An 18876-nucleotide genomic window follows, 5' to 3' on the forward strand; every position below is an offset into this window, starting at 1 on the left:
TGGCAAGCAAGGCTGGCCCGGTTAAGGATGAATGGCTAGAGCGGCCGTAATGCTCGGGTTCGGCCACCGCACGTTTACCGCCATCGTCATCGCCATCGTCGCGGCGGTCGCGGTGCTGCTGATCTCGTCCGACGTGCCGGCGACCCTCATCACCCTGGTTGGCGGGACCGCCGCCGCCCTGCTCGCGGCGGGCGCTGGCGATGACAGTGCAGCGGCCATCGACCCGAAGGCGGATGTAACGGAACCCGCGGTGCCCGAGATCACCGAGGTGATCGAGGCGATCGTCGAGCCGGTGCTGATCGTCGATCACGGCCGCGTGACTCACGCCAATGCGGCGGCGCGCGCGCTGCTCGGCGGCCACATCGTCGGCGAGGATGTGCGGCTCGCGATCCGCCACCCCGCCGCCGCCGAACGGCTCGCCAGCCCGGCGGGCGGCGTGCCGCAGGGGCCGATCGACCTGGTCGGGCTCGGCACGCTCGACCAGCGCTGGCAGATGCATGTCGGCCGCGCCGCTGGCGGCCAGCGCATCGTCCATCTGATCGACCAGACCGGCAATTATGCCGCCGAGCGCATGCGCGTCGATTTCGTCGCCAATGCCAGCCACGAGCTGCGCACGCCGCTCGCCTCGATCCTCGGCTATATCGAGACGCTGGAGGAAGAAGCCGGCGCCGACAAGGCCGTGCGCAGCCGCTTCCTCAAGATCATGTTCGACGAATCGCGGCGCATGCAGCGGCTGGTCGAGGATCTGATCTCGCTCAGCAGGATCGAGGCGGAGAAATACCGGCTGCCCGACAGCGCGGTCGACCTGGTCAATCTGATCGACGAGGTGCGGACCGAGTTGCTCGATGCACGCGACGCACGCGGCAACGAGATCGTGGCGGATATCGGTGCCGATATCCCACCCGTCGCGGGCGACCGCGCGCAGCTCAGCCAGATCCTCCACAATCTCATCGGCAATGCGATCAAATATGGCCGGCCGGGCGCGCCGGTCGCGGTCAGGCTGTGGCGGGACCAGACGGGTATGGTGCGGATCAGCGTGGCCGACGAAGGCGACGGCATCGCCCCCGAGCATATCCCCCGGTTGACCGAGCGATTCTACCGGGTCGATGCCGGGCGCAGTCGCGCGGCGGGCGGCACCGGCCTTGGCCTCGCGATCGTCAAGCATATCGTCGAGCGGCATCGCGGGCGCCTCGACATCGCCAGCACCGTCGGCAAGGGCACCATTGTCACCGTCCTGTTGCCGGCTCACGGAACCACTGTCATCAAACGGTAACGCAACTGTCACACAGGCGCGTTGATCGTGCTGCTAGCGCGACTCAGGAATTGCTCCCCGAGGAACCGCCCAGTGACCCGAATCGCCCTGATTCTCGCTTTCTCAGCGCTCGCCCTTTCGGCGTGCGAGGACCAGGCGAACGGCGGTGGCGCAGGATCGCGCGACCAGATCAAGGCGGTTGGCTCCTCGACCGTCTATCCCTTCACCACCCTGGTCGCCGAGCAGTTCATCAACTCAAGCCCCGACGCGCGCACGCCGGTGATCGAATCGACCGGCACGGGCGCCGGCATGAAGCTGTTCTGCGCCGGCATCGGCGCGGCGCATCCCGATATCGAGGCGGCGTCGCGCCGGATGAAGGCATCCGAATATGCCAGCTGCAAGGCCAACGGCGCCGGCGATATCCTGGAGATCCAGGTCGGCATGGACGGCATCGCCTTTGCCGAGGCGAATAACGGGCCGAAATTCCAGCTGACCCCCGTCGACCTGTTCAAGGCGATGGCGGCAAGCCCGATGGGCAAGAAGAACAGCGCACACACCTGGCACGACGTGAACCCGGCGCTGCCTGCGACTCCTATCCAGATCTATGGCCCGCCCGCGACCAGCGGCACGCGCGATGCACTGACCGAGCTGATCCTCAACAAGGGCTGCGAGACGGCAATGCCGGAGATGAAGGCGCTGAAGGATACCGACAAGGACGGCTACGCGAAGATCTGCAGCCGGGTGCGCGAGGACGGCGCCTATATCGATGCGGGCGAGAACGACAATCTGATCGTCCAGAAGCTGCAGTCCAATCCGACCGCGATCGGCATCTTCGGCTATTCCTACCTCGAGGAGAATCGCGACGAGGTGAACGGCGTGCCGCTGAATGGCGTCGAGCCGACCTATGAGACGATCGCGCAGGACCGCTATCCCGGGTCGCGCCCGCTGTTCCTCTACGTGAAGAAGGCGCATCTGAATGCGATCCCCGGCCTGCGCCGCTTCCTCGTCGAATATTCGAAGCTGTGGGATCCAAGCGGACCGCTGGTGAAGCGCGGGCTCATCGCCTCCCCGCCCGAGGTGCGCAAGCAATCGGCGTCGATCATCAAGAACGAGACCCTGCTCGACCCGGGCAAGCTTCACTAGATGTCGGCGCTCGCCCTTCTGTTCCTGATTGCCGGGCTCGGGCTGATCGGCTGGCTGACCGCGCGCGTCCGCGCCGTCAGCTTCCGTCGCGACAGCAGCGCGCGGTTCAGCTCGCTGCCCTCGCATCACGGCACCTATGTCGCGATGTGGACGGTGCTGCCGGCTGCTCTGTTCCTGGCGATCTGGTCGTCGGTGTCGCCTGCGCTCGTCACGGATGCCGTGCTCGAGGCGCCCGCCGCGGCGCAATTGCCGGCCAACAAGTTCGAACGCGCGTCGGTGCTGTCCGAGGCGCGCAACCTCGCCGCCGGACGGAGCTTCGGCACGTTCAACCCGCTCTCGCAAACGCTCGCACCGGCCTATGCCTCGGCGCAGAAGCGCTATGATTGGATCGGCAGCGCGGCGGCCCTGCTGCTCGCTTTCGCCACCGGCGCCTGGGCGTTTACGCGGGTCCGCCCCGCTTTCCGCGCGCGGACCCAGATCGAGCGCGTGGTGATGGTGCTGCTGCTCGCGGCATCGCTGATCGCGATCCTGACGACGCTCGGCATCGTCGCCTCGCTGCTGTTCGAATCCGCGCGCTTCTTCCGCATGGTGCCGATCGGCGATTTCCTGTTCGGCACGCATTGGAGCCCGCAGGTCATCCCGGCCAACGATCCCGGTTCGGCGCTCGGCGCGGTGCCGTTGTTCTGGGGCACCTTCTTTATCGGCGCAGTGATCGCGATGATCGTCGCGATCCCGTTCGGGCTGATGAGCGCGATTTATTTGACTCAGTATGCCGCGCCCCGGGTGCGGGCCTGGATGAAGCCGATCCTCGAGGTGCTCGCGGGCGTGCCGACCGTCGTTTATGGCTATTTCGCCGCGCTGACCGTCGCGCCCGCGGTGCGCGATCTCGCGGTCTCGCTGGGCGTGACCTGGGCCTCGTCCGAAAGCGCGCTGGCTGCCGGGCTGGTGATGGGGGTGATGATCATCCCCTTCGTCTCTTCGATGGCCGACGATTCGATCGCCGCGGTGCCCTCCTCGATGCGCGACGGCAGCCTCGCCATGGGCGCGACCTCGTCCGAGACGATCCGGCGCGTGCTGCTGCCCGCGGCTTTGCCCGGCGTGGTCGGCGGCGTCCTGCTCGCGGTCAGCCGCGCGATCGGCGAGACGATGATCGTGGTGATGGCCGCCTCCGGCGTCGCGACCATGACGCTCAACCCCTTTGCCAGCGCGACCACCGTCACCAAGCAGATCGTCGACCTGCTCACCGGCGAGGCCGAGTTCGACAGCCCGAAGACACTCGCCGCCTTTGCGCTGGGTCTGACGCTGTTCGTCGTGACGCTGCTGCTCAACATCATCGCACTGACGGTCGTGAAACGGTACCGGGAGGCGTATGAATGAGTAACGTCGTGCCCGAAAAGACGCCGACCGACTGGCGCGCCGACGCGATGCAGCGCCGCATCCGTCGCCGCTATCGCGCCGAGCGCCGCTTCAAGCTGCTCGGGCTGGCGGCCGTGCTGATGTCGGCCGGCTTCCTCGTCTTCCTCCTCGCCACGATGCTGGCGAACGGCATCGGCGGCTTCAGCCGGACCGAGATCAAGCTGCCGGTCGACTTCCCCAGGGCCGGGCTGACGCTCGACGCATCGCGGCTGGCGGGACCGGGCGCCGACCTGGCGCTGGCCGGCGCCGGCATCCAGGGCGCGACCGACGGCGCCGCGATCGCCGCCTTCGGCAAGGGCGGCGACCGGCTGATCTCCGATGGCGCATGGCTGAGCGTGCGCAGCGCGGTGAAAGCCGATCCGGCGCTGCTGCGCGGCCGCGCGACGATCGCGGTGCCCGCATCGGACTCGATCGACATCGCCGCCAAGGGCGAAGGATCGCCCGAGGCCGAGGCGCAAGTGGCGAGGCTGAAGGCGGCCGGCGTGCTGACCACCGGCTTCAACCTGTCCTTCCTGCAGGAAGCGGATTCGACCGACCCGACCATGGTCGGCATCTGGGGCGCGCTGAAGGGATCGATCTACACCATGATCGTCACCCTGCTGCTCGCCTTTCCGATCGGCGTGCTTTCCGCGCTCTATCTCGAGGAATATGCGCCGCAGAACCGTTGGACCGACCTGATCGAGGTATCGATCAACAACCTGGCGGCGGTGCCCTCGATCATCTTCGGCCTGCTTGGCCTCGCGGTGTTCCTCAACACCTTCCATCTGCCGCGCTCGGCGGCGATCGTCGGCGGGCTCACGCTTGCGCTGATGACCATGCCGGTGATCGTCATCGCCGGGCGCAACGCGATCAAGAGCGTGCCACCTTCGATCCGCGACGCGGCGCTCGCCGTCGGTGCCTCGCCGGTGCAGGTTGTGTTCCACCATGTCCTGCCGCTCGCCTTGCCCGGCATCCTGACCGGCACGATCATCGGCATGGCGCGCGCGCTGGGCGAGACGGCGCCGCTGCTGATGATCGGCATGCGCGCGTTCATCGCCTCCCCGCCCGAACGCCTGACCGATCCGGCGACGGTACTGCCGGTGCAGATCTTCCTCTGGTCCGATCAGGTCAATCGCGGCTTTGTCGAGAAGACCAGCGCGGCGATCATCGTGCTGCTCGTCTTCCTGCTCGCGATGAACGGCGTCGCGATCTACCTCCGCAATAAATTCGAGACCCGCTGGTAATGACCCAACACCTCAAGATGACGGCCAACAACGTCAACGTCTTCTACGGCAAGAAGCAGGCGATCAACGACGTGTCGATCGACATCGACCAGGATCTCGTCACCGCGTTCATCGGCCCGTCGGGCTGCGGCAAGTCGACCTTCCTGCGCACCCTCAACCGGATGAACGACACCGTCGCCAGCGCCAAGGTGACGGGCGATATCCGGCTCGACGGCGAGGACATCTACGCCCCCGAGATGGACGTGGTGCAGCTCCGCGCGCGGGTCGGCATGGTGTTCCAGAAGCCGAACCCCTTCCCCAAGTCGATCTTCGAGAACGTCGCGTACGGCCCGCGCATCCACGGCCTCGCCTCAAGCAAGAGCCAGCTCTCCGGCATCGTCGAGCAGTCGCTGAAGCGCGCGGGCCTGTGGGAGGAAGTGAAGGACCGGCTGCAGGACAGCGGCACGGCCTTGTCGGGCGGCCAGCAGCAGCGGCTGTGCATCGCCCGCGCGATCGCGGTCGACCCCGAAGTGATCCTGATGGACGAGCCCTGTTCGGCGCTCGACCCGATCGCGACCGCCAAGATCGAGGAGCTGATCCACGAATTGAAGGGTCGCTACGCGATCGTGATCGTCACGCACAACATGCAGCAGGCGGCACGCGTGTCTCAGCGCACGGCGTTTTTCCACCTGGGTACGCTGATCGAGTACGGCGCGACCTCGGACATCTTCACGAACCCGCGCGAGGAGCGCACGAGGGACTATATCACCGGCCGGTACGGCTGAGCGACGGGACAGAGGTAGTGAGCGAACATACGGTAAAGGCTTTCGACGACGATATCGGGCAGCTCCGCGGCCTGATCGCGGAGATGGGCGGGCTGGCCGAACAGGCGATCCGTGCCGCGATCGAGGCACTGCAGCGCCACGACCTGGAAGCGGCCGCGCAGATCGTCGCCGAGGACAAGAAGATCGACGCTCTGGAAATGCAGGTCGAGCAGCTTGCCGTGCGCATCATCGCGTTGCGCGCACCGATGGCGGTCGACCTGCGCGAGGTGGTCGCCGCGCTGAAGATCGCCGGCGTGGTCGAGCGGATCGGCGATTATGCCAAGAATATCGCCAAGCGCGTGCCGCTGATCGACAGCCATGGCGACATCGAACCGCTGTCGGTGCTGCCCGCGATGGCAACGCTCGCCGCCGCGCTGGTGCACGACGTGCTCGACGCCTTTGCCGCACGCGACGCGGAAGCCGCAGTCTCGGTGTGCGAGCGCGACAAGGCAGTCGACGATTTCTACAACAGCCTCTTCCGGGTCCTCGTGACGCACATGATGGAGAACCCGAAGACGATCGGCCAGGTCGCCCACCTGCTGTTCATTGCCAAGAACCTGGAACGCGTTGGCGACCACGCGACCAATGTTGCCGAAATGGTATATTATGCCGCAACGGGCACGCACATGGCCGAGCGTGACCGCGCGACGATCGAAACGATCTGAAGGAGCAAGACCGATGGCCCGAGCGAAAATGCTGCTGGTAGAGGATGATGCGGCGCTTGCCGAACTCCTGATCTATCATTTCAAGCGCGAGGATTTCGAGGTCAAGCAGACCCCGGACGGCGAGGAAGCCCTGCTGCTCGCCAAGGAGCAGACCCCCGATATCGTGCTGCTCGACTGGATGGTCGAAGGGCTGTCCGGCATCGAGGTGTGCCGCCGCCTGCGCCGCATGCCCGAGACGGCAAACGTGCCGATCATCATGCTCACCGCGCGCGGCGAGGAAGAAGATCGCGTGCGCGGGCTGGAGACCGGCGCCGACGATTATGTGACCAAGCCCTTCTCGCCGCGCGAGCTGGTGGCACGGGTCGGCGCAGTGCTGCGCCGCGTGCGGCCGGCGCTGGCGGGCGAGCAGCTCACCTACGGCGATGTCGAGATGGACACGGTCGGCCACAAGGTCCGCCGTGCGGGCGAAGTCGTGCCGCTTGGCCCGACCGAGTTCCGCCTGCTCAAGCATTTCCTCGAGCATCCGGGCTGGGTCTTCTCGCGCGAGCGGCTGCTCGATGCGGTGTGGGGGCATGATTCCGACATCGAATCGCGCACCGTCGACGTGCATATCCGACGCCTGCGCAAGGCGATCAACGGGACGAACCGGCCGGATATCATCCGGACAGTGCGTTCCGCCGGCTACGCGCTGGATTCAGGAGCCTGATCAATCTCCCTCCCAAAAGGGAGAGGGATTTCTTGTCGAATCGCCTGCGAAACAGTGGAGCCATGCGCGCGCCCGCGCGTTGGGGGCGGGCGCGGCGACAGCCTGCGCCTATAATGCAGGAGACAGTGATGAAACTCATGCTCTTGGCCGCTCTTGCGGTCGCGATGCCGGCGGTGGCGCAGGAGACGCCCGCCCCGCAGACGGCAGCCACCACCGATGCGGCGACGACGCCCGATCCGGTCGGCGGCTATCAACCCAGCCAGCCGGCACTGTCGGGCACGCCGCAACCGGGCGTGAAGCCGACCTTCGTACAGGCGCCCCCGCCGGACCAGGCCTTCCCGCCGCCGCCGCCGCTCGCGAAATACCCGATCTGCAAGCGCGGCCAGTTCGACAAGTGCATGCAGCGCGGCGGACGCTGAGGTGACAGGCGGGCGCCCGGGAGCGCCCGCCCTTTCTGCCACTCTTGCCTTGGCGGTGCGATAGAATAGGAAGCGCTCCATCATCTTTGGGAGCGCCCGCATGACCATCAGTTTCAAGGACCGCGTCGCGATCGTCACCGGCGCTGGCGGTGGCTTGGGCCGCGCCTATGCGCTCGAGCTGGCGAAGCGCGGCGCGAAGGTCGTCGTCAACGACCTGGGCGGCTCGCGCGACGGCACCGGCCATTCCGACGCGGCGCTGAAGGTCGTCGCGGAGATCCAGGCGGCCGGCGGCGAGGCGATGTCGGATGGCGGCAGCGTCACCGAATATGATCATATGGTCGAGCTCGTCGCGAAGACGAAGGAGAAATGGGGCGGCGTCCACGTCCTGATCAACAATGCAGGCGTGCTGCGCGACAAGAGCTTCGCCAAGATGGAGCCGGCCGATTTCCGGTTCGTGGTCGACGTCCACCTGATCGGATCCGCCAACGTCACCAAGGCGGTGTGGGAGACGATGCGCGAGCAGAATTACGGCCGCATCCTGATGACCGCATCCTCGACCGGCCTCTACGGCAATTTCGGCCAGACCAATTACGGCGCAGCCAAGCTCGGCCTCGCCGGCTTCGCCAGGACGCTCTATCTTGAGGGCGCCAAGAACAACATCAAGGTCAACACGATCGCCCCGACCGCAGGCACGCGCATGACCGAGGACTTGTTCCCGCCCGAGGCGTTCCAGGCGTTCGCGCCGGAAAAGGTCGTTCCCGCCGCGCTCTATCTCGTGTCCGAGGATGCGCCGACCAACATGATCGTCGGCGCGGGCGCCGGCGTGTTCCAAGCCGCCTATATCACGCTGACCCAAGGCAAGCTGCTGACCGGCGACGAGTTGAGCCCCGAAGGCATCGCCGCGCACTGGAGCGAGATCGTCGACCGGACCGGCGAGATGACGCCGCAATCGGGCGGCGAACAGGCGATGTCGATCCTCCGGAAACTCCAGGGCGGCTGAACTGTACCAGTGTATTGCAATGGCAATACACTCATGATATTCTTCCCGTAACGAACAGGAGGAATGCCATGTACAGCGAGAGCGATCTTGACGACGCGGTGGCGGCGGGGGCCATCTCCCGCGAAGCCGCCGCGGCCCTGCGCAGCCATGTCGCCAGGAGCCATTCGGCCCCGGCGGTGGACGAGGAGCATTTCAAGCTCCTCAGCGGATTCAACGACATCTTCGTCGCCATCGCGGTCGGGCTGGTGCTCGTCGCCCTCGCCTGGATCGGCGAGTCGATCTTCACGCCGCTCGCCGGCGCACTCGTCGCCATCGCCGCGTGGGGGCTCGCGGAATATTTCACCCGGCAGCGCCGCATGGCACTGCCCAGCATCCTGCTGCTGATCGCCTTTGTCGGCGGCGTGGCGGCCACCCTGGTCGGCATGATGGTCGAGATCGACCCCGACCTCTCCGACCGCACCAACGCCGTGATCGGCGCGGGCATCGGCCTGGTCGCGGCCGGCGCGGCCTGGGTGCACTGGAAGCGCTTCATGGTGCCGATCACCGTTGCGGCCGGCGCTGCATCGCTGGTCGCGGTCGCAGTCGCGCTGACGCTCGCCGCGATCCCGGCGGCGAAGGATGCGATCTATCCGATCCTTCTCGCCGGCGGCCTCGCGGTGTTCGCGCTGGCGATGTGGTGGGACATGTCGGACCGGGAGCGCCGCACGCGCCGCTCCGACGTCGCCTTCTGGCTCCATCTCGCCGCCGCGCCGCTGATCGCACATCCGGTATTCCACATGCTCGGCGTGTTCAACGAGACCATCACGCTCGACATCGCGGGCATCGTACTTGCGCTCTACCTCGTCTTCGCCTTTGTGGCGCTGGCGGTGGACCGCCGCGCGCTGCTCGTCTCCAGCCTCGCCTATGTGCTCTATGCGATGTACTCGCTGTTCTACACGGCGGGTGCGGTCGAGCTGGCCTGGGCCTTCACCGCGCTGGTGATCGGTTCCGCGCTGCTGACGCTCTCGGCCTTCTGGCACCCGATGCGCCGGCTGGTCGTCGGCACGCTGGGCGGGCTGAGTGAAAAGCTTCCGCCAGTCGGAGCAATGGCCACCGCCTGACGCAAGAACCCGCCAAGCCAAACTGCCCCCGGCAGCCCATGGGCCGCCGGGGGTTTCTTTTTTTACGACGCAGGCGACGCAGGCGACGCAGGATTCCCCAGTGGATGTCGCACCGGCCAGCAGCTACCCCCGTCGTCCAGCGGCATCGGGGACATTTGGATGGGCTATGATGTTCACATCACCAGACGCGGGGACTGGTCCGAAGAGGGCGACGACATAACGCCCGAAGAATGGGTAGCCTTCGTCCACGCAGCGCCAGATATGACACTGAGCGGCGTGGCCGAAACGACGGTCGGGAAGGGCGAAATCCTGCGCATGGAATCCGCTGGACTCGCCACCTGGAACGGTCATTCCCGAGGCACCTCCGCCCATGGCAGCGTCTGGTTCAATCATCATCGCGGCACCATCACCGTCAAGAATCCGGACACGGAGATACTGATAAGGATGTGGTCCATCGCTCAACATTTCGGCGCGCGGGTGCAGGGCGACGAGGGCGAACTATATGGTGCCTCTGGTATCGTTCAGAGTTGAGAAAGAACGGGGCGACACCCAGAAGGGCACCGCCGAACCTCGCATTGCCAGCATCCGCACAGACGTTGAATCAAGGGACGACCCGGCGCCGAATGCCGATCCGTCCTAGTCGACGAGCTTCATCAACCGCCGTTCGAGCGGCGCCAGCACGGGCACGAGTTCATGCCCGCGTTTCAGCACCACCCCCGCCTCGTTGACCAATGACCACATGCCCTGGCGGCTGCGCAGGGCGGGGTGCTTCTGGATGCGGTATTCGGGCCGTTCGGTTGCGCGGCGGAAGGCGGCGAATATCGCCACGTCGCGGCCCAGCTCGATCGCATAGTCGCGCCAATGGCCGGCCGCGACCATCCGGCCGTAAAGATCGAGGATACGAGTGAGTTCGAGGCGTTCGAAGCCGACCTGGCTGGCGCGCCCCCGCGGCAGCGGAAAAGGGGTTACCGTCCCCATCAGGCCTCGGCGTCCAGGCCGTCAGGCACGATCACGCACGTTCTTGCGCTTGGGCTCGGACTCGGCGAGCAGCGCGTCGACCCGCTTGCGCATCGTCTCCAGCTCACAGCGGAGCAGTTCGAGCTTCTGGGTCTGCGGATCGAACATCTCGCTGCACGGCGTGCCATAAGCGAGGAAGCCCGGCTGCTTCTGCCCGCCCTCGACCATGGTCGCGCGGGCGGGGATGCCGACCATCACCGCGCCCTCGGCCACGTCACGCGTCACCACCGCATTGGCGCCGATGCGCGAACCGCGGCCGACCGTGATCGGCCCGAGTACCTGGGCACCAGATCCGATGATAGCGCCCTCCAGGATGGTCGGGTGGCGCTTGCCCGCGACGCCATTGTCGGGGCTGGTGCCGCCGAGCGTGACGCATTGATAGATGGTGACGTTGTCACCGATCTCCGCCGTCTCGCCGATCACGACGAAGCCATGGTCGATGAAGAAGTTGCGGCCGATCTTCGCGCCCGGATGGATATCGATCGCGGTGAAGGCGCGCGAGAAGTGATTCACCAGCCGGGCGAGGAAATAGAATCGCGCGCCGTACAAACGATGCGCGACGCGGTGCCATGCTAGCGCCCAGACCCCCGGATAGGTCAGAATTTCCAATCGAGACCGTGGCGCTGGATCGCGCGCCTTGATCGAATCGAGATAGGCGAACATCCGCTCCATCATCTCGCGTCCCCTTTGCTGCGCCCACATCTAGGCGCTCAATCGGGCGAATTAAAGGACCGGCCTGTCGCTAACTTTCGCGGCATAAACCCTATCTTGCTTGTAGGATTTCGCAGGAACGGCGAATTCGGCGCAAATCGGCCGCGGAGAATTCAACAAGATGTTCGACGTAACGCTCGCGACCGTTGAAACCGTGCTGCCCTATATCGCGGTCGGTTTTGCCGCGCAGATGGTCGACGGGGCGCTGGGCATGGCCTTTGGTGTGATCAACAACACGCTGCTGGTGAGCTTTCTCGGCGTCTCCCCGGCGCTCGCCTCGGCCAGCGTCCACGCGGTGGAGACCTTCACCACCGCCGCGTCGGGCGCGAGCCATATCTTCCACAAGAACGTCAACTGGAAGCTGTTCCGCCGCCTCGTCATCCCCGGCGTGATCGGCGGTGCGCTCGGCGCCTATGTGCTGAGCAACGTGGATGCGGCGGTCGCGAAGCCGTTCGTGATGGCTTATCTCGCTTCGATCGGGCTGTATCTGCTCTATCGCGCCTGGCGCGGCCGGGTCGAGCCACGCGAGCCCAAGATCATCGAACCGCTCGGGCTGGTCGGCGGTTTCCTCGATGCGGCAGGCGGCGGCGGCTGGGGGCCTGTGGTGACGTCCAACCTGCTGGTCCAGGGCGCGAGTCCGCGCAGCACGATCGGCACGGTCAACACGTCGGAATTCTTCCTGACCGCCACCATCTCCGCGACCTTCATCGCGACCATGGGGTTCGCGGCGTTCACCTTGCAGACGGTGGGCCTGCTGATCGGCGGGCTGATCGCGGCACCGTTCGGGGGGCTGCTGGCCAAGCGCGTGCCGGCACGGCTGCTGATGGCGATGGTGGGCGTGCTGCTGACGGTGACCAGCGCTTATACGATCTGGGCTGCGCTGACGAAGTAAGGCCTAGCACCCCTCCCCTTCAGGGGAGGGGCAGGGGGTGGGGGCTTCCGACATCCAACGGCGTTAGCATTTGCGGGACTGCCCCACCCCAACCCCTCCCCTGAAGGGGAGGGGCTTTTGAAGAAAGCTTAGTTCACCGCTGCGTGCACCGTCGCAACCGCCGTCATCACGGCGCCAATGCGCACCGCGGTCTGGATCGCCTCGGCGGTGGCGCCGGCTTTCTTCAACACATTTTCATGCGCGTCGATGCACATGCCGCATCCGTTCATCGCCGAGACGGCGAGGCTGAACAGCTCGAAATCGACCTTGTCGATGCCCGGCGCGCCGATCACATTCATGCGCAGCTTGGCCGGCATGGTGCGGTACTCCTGGTTTCCCGCAAGGTGGGTGAACCGGTAATAGACATTGTTCATCGCCATCACCGCCGCCGCCGCGCGGGCCGCATTGGCTGCCTCAGGCGAGAGCTTGCCAGCCACTTCTGCCTCGGTCGCGTCGACCAGCGGCTTGTAGCCCGAGCCATGCGCGCAGGTAAGCAGCAGACCGTATTTCTGCTGATCGGGCAGATGCGCCTCGTTGAGCAGCGAGCCGACGTTCAGCCGGATATCCTTGGCGAAGTCAGGCAGCGTGCCCGCGAATTCCTTGAGCGACATGTTTGTCCTTTTCCGGCCGCTCACACTCCTCCCCGCCCGCTTGCGGGAGGGGTCGGTGGAGGGCCTGTAATGAAAAAGGGGGCGTGCCGCTTGCGGACACGCCCTCCCCCTAACCCCTCCCGCAAGCGGGAGGGGAATTGATCAGGCTGCAACCTGGAGGACGTCGTCGCCCTTGTTCCAGTTGCACGGGCAGAGTTCGTCGGTCTGCAGCGCGTCGAGCACGCGAAGCGTCTCGGCGGGGTTGCGGCCGACGTTCAGGCCGTTGACCTGCACCGCCTGGATGACGTTGTCCGGGTCGATGATGAAAGTCGCGCGATACGCGACATGCTCATTGGCATCGAGGATGCCGAGCTTCGATGCGAGCACCGCGCCATTGTCCGCCAGCCAGGGGAAATCGGCGGCGGCCAGATCAGGATCCGACTTGCGCCAGGCCAGGTGGACGTGCGCGGTATCGGTCGAGGCGCCGATCAGCACGGCGTCCCGATCGGCGAAATCGTCCTTGAGCGCGGCATAGCCGACAATCTCGGTCGGGCAGACGAAGGTGAAGTCCTTCGGCCAGTAGAACAGGATCTTCCAGTGGCCGGGGAAGGCGTCGTTGCTGAGCGTCTCGCCGGCGGGAAGCGCGTCGATGCCCTGCTGGACGGGAACGGTGAATTCGGGGAGCTTGTCACCGACGGTAAGCATATTGGCCTCCTCAAGGAATTGGGTCGGCCTTCGGCATCCTCGCGGGCGCAGCGATCGATTCGCCGTCTGTACCGGACCGCATATAAGGCTGGCGTTTGATCGATCCAACAGGTTATTTAGGGCGCGTTGATCGATTGAGGCGATTATGGCCACCTACCTGCCCACGTTGAAACAGCTGCAATATCTCGTGGCGCTGAAGGACCATGGCCATTTCGGCCGGGCGGCGGATGCGTGCTTCGTCACCCAGTCGACGCTCTCCGCCGGCATCCGCGAACTGGAGACGCTGATCGGCGTGACCCTGGTCGAGCGTACCCGCCGCGTGGTGCGCTTCACGCCGCTGGGCGACCGGATCGCCGACAAGGCGCGCCGGGTGCTGCGCGAGGCAGAGGAGCTGGGCGATCTCGCCCGCGCCGCCGGACGCCCGCTGTCGGGCGAGATGCGCATGAGCGTGATCCCGACCATCGCGCCGTTCATGCTGCCGCGCATCCTGCCCCGGCTGCGGCGCGACTATCCCGACCTGAAGCTGTTCCTGCGCGAGGAGCCCAGTGGGGCGGCGTGCGAAGGTCTGCACAATGGCCGGACCGACTGCGTGTTGCTGGCCCTGCCCTATGCTTGCGGCGAAGTGGCGTCGCAGTTCCTGTTCGACGACCGGCTGTTCGTCGCGGGTCCGGAAGGCGAGATCGGCAGTGCTACGGGCGCGATGCATGCCGACGACATCAACGAAGACCGGCTGTTGCTGCTCGAGGACGGGCATTGCCTGAAGGACCATGCGCTCGCCGCGTGCAACCGGCCCGAGCTGCGCGCCGAGGCGACGATGATGGGTACGTCGCTTCACACCATCGTCCAGATGGTCGACAATGGGCTGGGCGTGACGATGCTGCCGGAGATGGCGCTGAAGGCAGGCATCCTCGATCATACCGGGCTCACCGCACGACCACTGGATGCCGCAAATCCTGCACGCCGTATCGCGCTGGTCTGGCGCCGTGCCTCTCCGCGCGAAAAGGATTTCCACCTGCTCGCCGAGGTACTTGCCGAGGCGCAGTAGCCCGCGGTTCTGAAACCATTCAGCCGCCGGACCGTATCTTGTCGTGCGCGCTTCCCCCGCGCGCATTCGATATAACTGGAGAGACTGATGAGATTTTCCACCAAGCTTCCGGTTGTGGCGATGTCCGGCCTGTTGATGGTCGCGTCCGCCACCGAAGCTCGTACCCCCCAGGCCGCCCCTGCCCCCGCGGCCCAGGCAGCGCCGAACCCCGCCGTCGGCGGCGCCGCGATGGATGCGGCCAAGCCGATCACGGAAAACGCCGCCGCCGCCCCGAACCTGACCACCCTGGTCAAGGCCGTGAAGGCGGCTGGTCTGGACTCGACTCTGGCAGGCCCCGGCCCTTTCACCGTCTTCGCCCCGACCAACGACGCGTTCGGGCGGCTCGCCGCCGGTACGGTCGATACGCTGATGAAGCCGGAGAACAAGGCCACGTTGGTCAAGGTGCTGACCTATCATGTCGTGCCGGGCGCGATCACGCTCGAGCAGCTCAAGGCGCAGATGACCGCGGGCGGCGGCACCGCGACCTTGACCACGGTCGAAGGCTCGACCCTGACCGTGACCGATGTCAACGGTGCGATCCAGCTGACCGACGCCAATGGCAACAAGAGCTATGTCGAAGTACCCGATGTGCGCCAGTCGAACGGCGTGGTGCATGTCGTCAACGGCGTGCTGCTGCCCAAGCTGGGCTAAGGTTTGTCCCACCGCGCGGCGGCATGCGTATCGCCGTCGCGCGGTTCGACCCAACGGGCCTCGTCACCGCGCGTCTCGCGTTTCCAGAAGGGCGCCTCGGTCTTGAGGCGGTCGATCAGGAAGGCGCAGGACTCCAAAGCAGCGCTGCGATGCGCCGCGGCCGTGCCGACGAATACGACAAGCTCGCCCGGCTGCATCACGCCCACGCGGTGCACCACGCTTGCCGCGGCGAGACCCCATCGGCCGGCGGCCTCTTCGGCCAGGCTGTGCAAGGCAGCCTCGGTCGCTCCCGGATAATGTTCGAGTTCCAGCGTGGTGACGCCGTCATCGGCGCGGACCACGCCAGTGAAGGTGGCGATCCCGCCGACGCCCGCCGCCATGATCGCGGCGAACTCGGCCGCCTGGTCGATCGGCTCGTGCTGGACGATGACGCGGATCATCCCCCGGTCACCGGCGGGAAGATCGCCACCTCGCGCGGGCGCCCGAGCGGGGAATCGAGGCCGACGAAGATCTGGTCGACCGCAGCACGCAGCCGGCCGCGATCGGCCAGGGCACGGGCATGGCCCTCGCTGCGCGTCGCGAGCCAGTCGATCAGATCGGTGACGCGCACCAGTCCCTCGGGCGGATCGACCGTCTCGCTGCCCGTGCCGATCGCTTCGCGCACCCAGGAAAAATAGAGGAGATCAATCGCCATAGCGGCGCTCAATCCATATGCTTCAGGCCGACCCGCAGATAGTCCCAGCCGGTGATCAGGGTCAGCACGGCGGCGCCCCACAAGGCGGCGATGCTCAAGGTCTGGATCCAGGGAAAGGCGGGCAAGGCGCCGGCAAGGATCAGCCCGCCGAGCGAGACGAGTTGCAAGGTCGTCTTCCACTTGGCCAGCTTCGACACCGGCACCGAGACCTGGAGCTGCGCCAGGAACTCGCGCAGGCCGGAGATCGCGATCTCGCGCAACAGAATGATGATCCCGGCGATCAGCGACCAGCCCGCGATATCCCGCGTCGCCACCAGCATGAGCACGACGGAGGCGATCATGATCTTGTCGGCGATCGGATCGAGGAAGATGCCGAGCTTCGACACGGTGCCCTTGGACCGGGCGAGATAGCCATCGAAATAATCGGTGATGCCCATCAGGCAATAGAGCGCGAAGGCGACCGCATAGCCCGCTGCCCAGGCCGGCCACCACAGGAAGCCGACAAGCAGCGGCACCGCGAGAATCCGCGACAGGGTGAGAATGTTGGGCAGGGTCAGCATCGCCACCAACCTAGGGTCCGGCGCCCTCCCCCGCAATGCTCGAGTCATGGCTCCATCGGGAGGCGGCGAGACGGTAACCGACTATTCGGTTGCCGCCCCAACGCACGCTCGGCTATGCGTTGCCCCTATTTCGCCACATGTGAGGCCGTTTCCCATCATGCTCAATGCGCTCGGCTTGCTGAAAGAGCGCCGGTTCATGCCGCTTTTCATCACCCAGTTCCTCGGTGCCTTCAACGACAACCTCTTCAAGACCTCGATGGTGCTGTTCGCGACCTACCAGGTGTTCAACGACCCCAAGGTCGAACAGAGCTTCAATGCGCTGGCAACCGGCCTCGCGATTCTCCCGTTCTTCCTGCTGTCCGCGCTGTCGGGGCAACTTGCCGACACGACCGACAAGGCGAAGATCATCAGGATCGTGAAGACCGTGGAGATCGCGATCATGCTGCTCGGCGCTGTCGGGCTGATGGTGGCCAGAGCCGGATTCTGGACCACCGGGCTTGGCCTGATGCTGGGTGCCGTGCTGTGCCTCGGCGCGCATTCGACCTTTTTCGGCCCGATCAAATACGCGATCCTGCCGCAGCATCTGAAGCCTGACGAGGTGCTCGCGGGGACCGGCCTAGTCGAGGCCGCGACCTATCTGGCGATCCTGCTCGGGACGATCTTCGCCGGTATATTGTCGGTCGAGGGTGCCGCGATCATGGGCATTTGCGTCGCGGTGATCGGCTGGATCACCGGCCGCATGGTGCCACCGGCGCCGCGCGCGGGCGCGGTGCTCTCGATCAACTACAATCCCTTCACCGCATCGTGGCGGCTGATCAACGCGACGATGCACATCCCGCGCCTGTTCCTCGCGATCTGCGCGATCAGCTTCTTCTGGACGATCGGCGCGGTGCTGATCGTCACCTTCCCGCCGCTGGTGAAGAACGTGCTTACCGCCGATCCGCGCGTGTCCAGCATCGTGATCGCGCTGTTCTCGATCGGTATCGCGATCGGATCGATCGCGATCAACACCCTGCTCAAAGGGCGGGTATCGGCGAAATATGCGCCGGCCTCGGTGATCGCTATGGGCGGCCTGGTCGTCGTCTTCTCGCTGATGATCCGCGCCTGGCCGGCCGCGCCGGAGGGCACGCTGTACGACTGGATCGGCTTCTTCCAGATCCCCCGCGCCATCCCGCTGGTGCTGGTGCTGATGGGGATCGCGATCACGGGCGGGATGTTCGTGGTGCCGCTCTACACTTTCCTCACCACGACGGTGACCAAGGACCAGACGGCGCGCACCGTGGCGGCCAACAATGTCGTCAATTCGGGTGCGATGGTGGTCGGTACTCTGTTGGTACTGGGCGCGTCGGCGCTGGGCGTGACGCCCGACAACATGCTGTTCGTGGTCGCCGGCATGTGCCTGGTTTCGGCATGGCTTGCGCAGAAGCTGCATCTGGCCTGCGACTAGGCAGCCGTACCGAGCCACGGAAATTCCCTGTTAAATGCCCCCGGAACAGGGAATTAACAGGGAATTTCTTTTTTTCTGGGCGATTCCGGCGGATTTTTCGCGTAAATTTCATAGATATTACAACAGTATATATATGAATTCCCTGTTATTCGATAACAGGGAATTTGTCCGCGCATAACAGGGAAAATTTCTCGCTGAACAGGGAAATCCGCAATTTGGGTTGGGGCGATCAGCTTGACCGTCATGCCGGACCCGTTCCGGCATCCACTGTGCCGCACACCCATCGGCGCGTTGATTTGCGGGACGGTGGCCCCGGAACAAGTCCGGAGTGACGACGCTACCGGGTCGCATTCGATTCCACCGACGATGAGAAACAGCGTGTCGGGCGCCGCAGCGCCGTCCGCCATCATCCTGCGACGATCGCCCGCATGTTTGGATCGATGCGCGACCGTGCCGCGCCCGCTTTCAGAAGATGAAGGTGTAGATGCAGATGAAGAAGGCGGTGAAGCTCAGCGCGAACAGTTTCAGATCCTGGTCGTCGTTGCGCGACCGCGCCTGCTTGCGCGGCAATGCCTGGGGCTGCGCGAGGGCGAGCCGGCGGCGGAACGGGTGGCGGGCGGCGGTAACCGGGAGGGCGAGGTGCTGTGCCATAGGCAACAGTTAACGACGCGTTTACGATTCTAACCAGCACAGAATTCGGTTAACGCGCGTCCGATACCGGGACAGCGCCACGGGCGATGTTTCCGCACGCTGACCGGA

At 65.6% G+C, this 18876-nt stretch carries 23 protein-coding genes; 15 read left to right on the forward strand and 8 right to left on the reverse strand.

What is annotated here, in order from left to right:
* The first annotated feature begins 31 nt into the window (after positions 1-31).
* The 11 genes from AC1RT8_RS18650 (at position 32) to AC1RT8_RS18700 (ending at position 10258) form a co-directional block, all read left to right on the forward strand.
* The gene (locus tag AC1RT8_RS18650; RefSeq protein ID WP_493077333.1) at positions 32-1273 is read left to right on the forward strand and encodes an ATP-binding protein; all 1242 of its coding nucleotides are present in this window, start codon (positions 32-34) and stop codon (positions 1271-1273) included.
* Between the two features lie 72 nt (positions 1274-1345).
* Entirely contained in the window at positions 1346-2395 is a 1050-nt protein-coding gene (locus AC1RT8_RS18655; protein WP_493077334.1) for a substrate-binding domain-containing protein, read from the forward strand.
* On the forward strand, positions 2396-3772 hold the full coding sequence (gene pstC / locus AC1RT8_RS18660) for a phosphate ABC transporter permease subunit PstC (protein WP_493077336.1): 1377 nt from the start codon (positions 2396-2398) through the stop codon (positions 3770-3772). It begins immediately after the preceding gene.
* Entirely contained in the window at positions 3769-5034 is a 1266-nt protein-coding gene (pstA, locus tag AC1RT8_RS18665; protein ID WP_493077338.1) for a phosphate ABC transporter permease PstA, read from the forward strand. Before pstC ends, pstA begins: the two co-directional genes overlap by 4 nt.
* Positions 5034-5798: a phosphate ABC transporter ATP-binding protein PstB gene (pstB, locus tag AC1RT8_RS18670; RefSeq protein WP_493077340.1), complete on the forward strand. Its 765-nt coding sequence runs from the start codon at positions 5034-5036 to the stop codon at positions 5796-5798. The genes pstA and pstB overlap by 1 nt, the downstream gene beginning before the upstream one ends.
* A 17-nt stretch (positions 5799-5815) precedes the next feature.
* Positions 5816-6502: a phosphate signaling complex protein PhoU gene (gene phoU, locus AC1RT8_RS18675; RefSeq protein ID WP_493077342.1), complete on the forward strand. Its 687-nt coding sequence runs from the start codon at positions 5816-5818 to the stop codon at positions 6500-6502.
* Between the two features lie 13 nt (positions 6503-6515).
* Entirely contained in the window at positions 6516-7208 is a 693-nt protein-coding gene (gene phoB / locus AC1RT8_RS18680; protein WP_372852268.1) for a phosphate regulon transcriptional regulator PhoB, read from the forward strand.
* Positions 7209-7336: 128 nt separating this feature from the next.
* Positions 7337-7627, forward strand: a complete 291-nt coding sequence (locus tag AC1RT8_RS18685) for a hypothetical protein (protein WP_493077344.1) — start codon at positions 7337-7339, stop codon at positions 7625-7627.
* A 100-nt stretch (positions 7628-7727) separates the two neighbouring features.
* Complete coding sequence (locus AC1RT8_RS18690) at positions 7728-8627, forward strand: SDR family NAD(P)-dependent oxidoreductase (RefSeq protein WP_493077345.1); 900 nt, start codon at positions 7728-7730, stop codon at positions 8625-8627.
* A gap of 68 nt (positions 8628-8695) precedes the next feature.
* Positions 8696-9727, forward strand: coding sequence for a hypothetical protein (locus tag AC1RT8_RS18695; protein ID WP_493077347.1), 1032 nt, complete (start codon positions 8696-8698; stop codon positions 9725-9727).
* Between the two features lie 159 nt (positions 9728-9886).
* Complete coding sequence (locus AC1RT8_RS18700; RefSeq protein WP_493077349.1) at positions 9887-10258, forward strand: hypothetical protein; 372 nt, start codon at positions 9887-9889, stop codon at positions 10256-10258.
* A gap of 105 nt (positions 10259-10363) precedes the next feature.
* On the opposite strand, the gene AC1RT8_RS18705 is transcribed toward AC1RT8_RS18700, so the two are convergent.
* Both AC1RT8_RS18705 and epsC read right to left on the reverse strand, forming a co-directional pair.
* The gene (locus AC1RT8_RS18705) at positions 10364-10705 is read right to left on the reverse strand and encodes a DUF2794 domain-containing protein (RefSeq protein WP_493077350.1); all 342 of its coding nucleotides are present in this window, start codon (positions 10703-10705) and stop codon (positions 10364-10366) included.
* A gap of 21 nt (positions 10706-10726) precedes the next feature.
* The gene (gene epsC, locus AC1RT8_RS18710) at positions 10727-11419 is read right to left on the reverse strand and encodes a serine O-acetyltransferase EpsC (RefSeq protein WP_493077696.1); all 693 of its coding nucleotides are present in this window, start codon (positions 11417-11419) and stop codon (positions 10727-10729) included.
* Positions 11420-11576: 157 nt separating this feature from the next.
* Between epsC and AC1RT8_RS18715 the strand changes: the two genes are divergently transcribed.
* Positions 11577-12347 carry a sulfite exporter TauE/SafE family protein gene (locus tag AC1RT8_RS18715; RefSeq protein ID WP_493077352.1) on the forward strand — a complete coding sequence of 257 codons (771 nt, stop codon included), beginning with the start codon at positions 11577-11579 and terminating at the stop codon, positions 12345-12347.
* A 128-nt stretch (positions 12348-12475) separates the two neighbouring features.
* Here AC1RT8_RS18715 and ahpD read toward each other — a convergent pair whose 3' ends face one another.
* Together ahpD and AC1RT8_RS18725 are read right to left on the reverse strand one after the other, a co-directional pair.
* Positions 12476-12997, reverse strand: coding sequence for an alkylhydroperoxidase, AhpD family (gene ahpD, locus AC1RT8_RS18720; RefSeq protein WP_493077353.1), 522 nt, complete (start codon positions 12995-12997; stop codon positions 12476-12478).
* A gap of 141 nt (positions 12998-13138) precedes the next feature.
* Positions 13139-13681 (reverse strand): peroxiredoxin, encoded by a 543-nt coding sequence (locus AC1RT8_RS18725; RefSeq protein ID WP_493077355.1) that lies wholly within the window; start codon positions 13679-13681, stop codon positions 13139-13141.
* A gap of 145 nt (positions 13682-13826) precedes the next feature.
* On the opposite strand from AC1RT8_RS18725, the gene AC1RT8_RS18730 reads away from it, so the two are divergent.
* A complete protein-coding gene (locus AC1RT8_RS18730; protein ID WP_493077357.1) occupies positions 13827-14726 on the forward strand; it encodes a hydrogen peroxide-inducible genes activator in 900 nt (299 codons plus the stop codon).
* Between the two features lie 87 nt (positions 14727-14813).
* Positions 14814-15416, forward strand: coding sequence for a fasciclin domain-containing protein (locus AC1RT8_RS18735; RefSeq protein WP_493077359.1), 603 nt, complete (start codon positions 14814-14816; stop codon positions 15414-15416).
* On the opposite strand, the gene AC1RT8_RS18740 is transcribed toward AC1RT8_RS18735, so the two are convergent.
* The 3 genes from AC1RT8_RS18740 to pgsA are packed head-to-tail and all read right to left on the reverse strand — an operon-like array spanning position 15413 to position 16670.
* Positions 15413-15856, reverse strand: coding sequence for a molybdenum cofactor biosynthesis protein MoaE (locus AC1RT8_RS18740; RefSeq protein WP_493077360.1), 444 nt, complete (start codon positions 15854-15856; stop codon positions 15413-15415). The genes AC1RT8_RS18735 and AC1RT8_RS18740 overlap by 4 nt on opposite strands.
* A complete protein-coding gene (locus tag AC1RT8_RS18745; RefSeq protein WP_493077362.1) occupies positions 15853-16110 on the reverse strand; it encodes a MoaD/ThiS family protein in 258 nt (85 codons plus the stop codon). Before AC1RT8_RS18745 ends, AC1RT8_RS18740 begins: the two co-directional genes overlap by 4 nt.
* Positions 16111-16118: 8 nt before the next feature.
* Positions 16119-16670, reverse strand: coding sequence for a CDP-diacylglycerol--glycerol-3-phosphate 3-phosphatidyltransferase (pgsA, locus tag AC1RT8_RS18750; protein WP_493077364.1), 552 nt, complete (start codon positions 16668-16670; stop codon positions 16119-16121).
* Positions 16671-16827: 157 nt separating this feature from the next.
* Between pgsA and AC1RT8_RS18755 the strand changes: the two genes are divergently transcribed.
* Entirely contained in the window at positions 16828-18117 is a 1290-nt protein-coding gene (locus tag AC1RT8_RS18755) for an MFS transporter (RefSeq protein WP_493077698.1), read from the forward strand.
* A gap of 465 nt (positions 18118-18582) precedes the next feature.
* Here AC1RT8_RS18755 and AC1RT8_RS18760 read toward each other — a convergent pair whose 3' ends face one another.
* Positions 18583-18768, reverse strand: coding sequence for a hypothetical protein (locus AC1RT8_RS18760; RefSeq protein WP_493077366.1), 186 nt, complete (start codon positions 18766-18768; stop codon positions 18583-18585).
* Positions 18769-18876 lie beyond the last annotated feature (108 nt).

The organism is Sphingomonas sp. GW821-FHT10F11 (assembly GCF_058809095.1).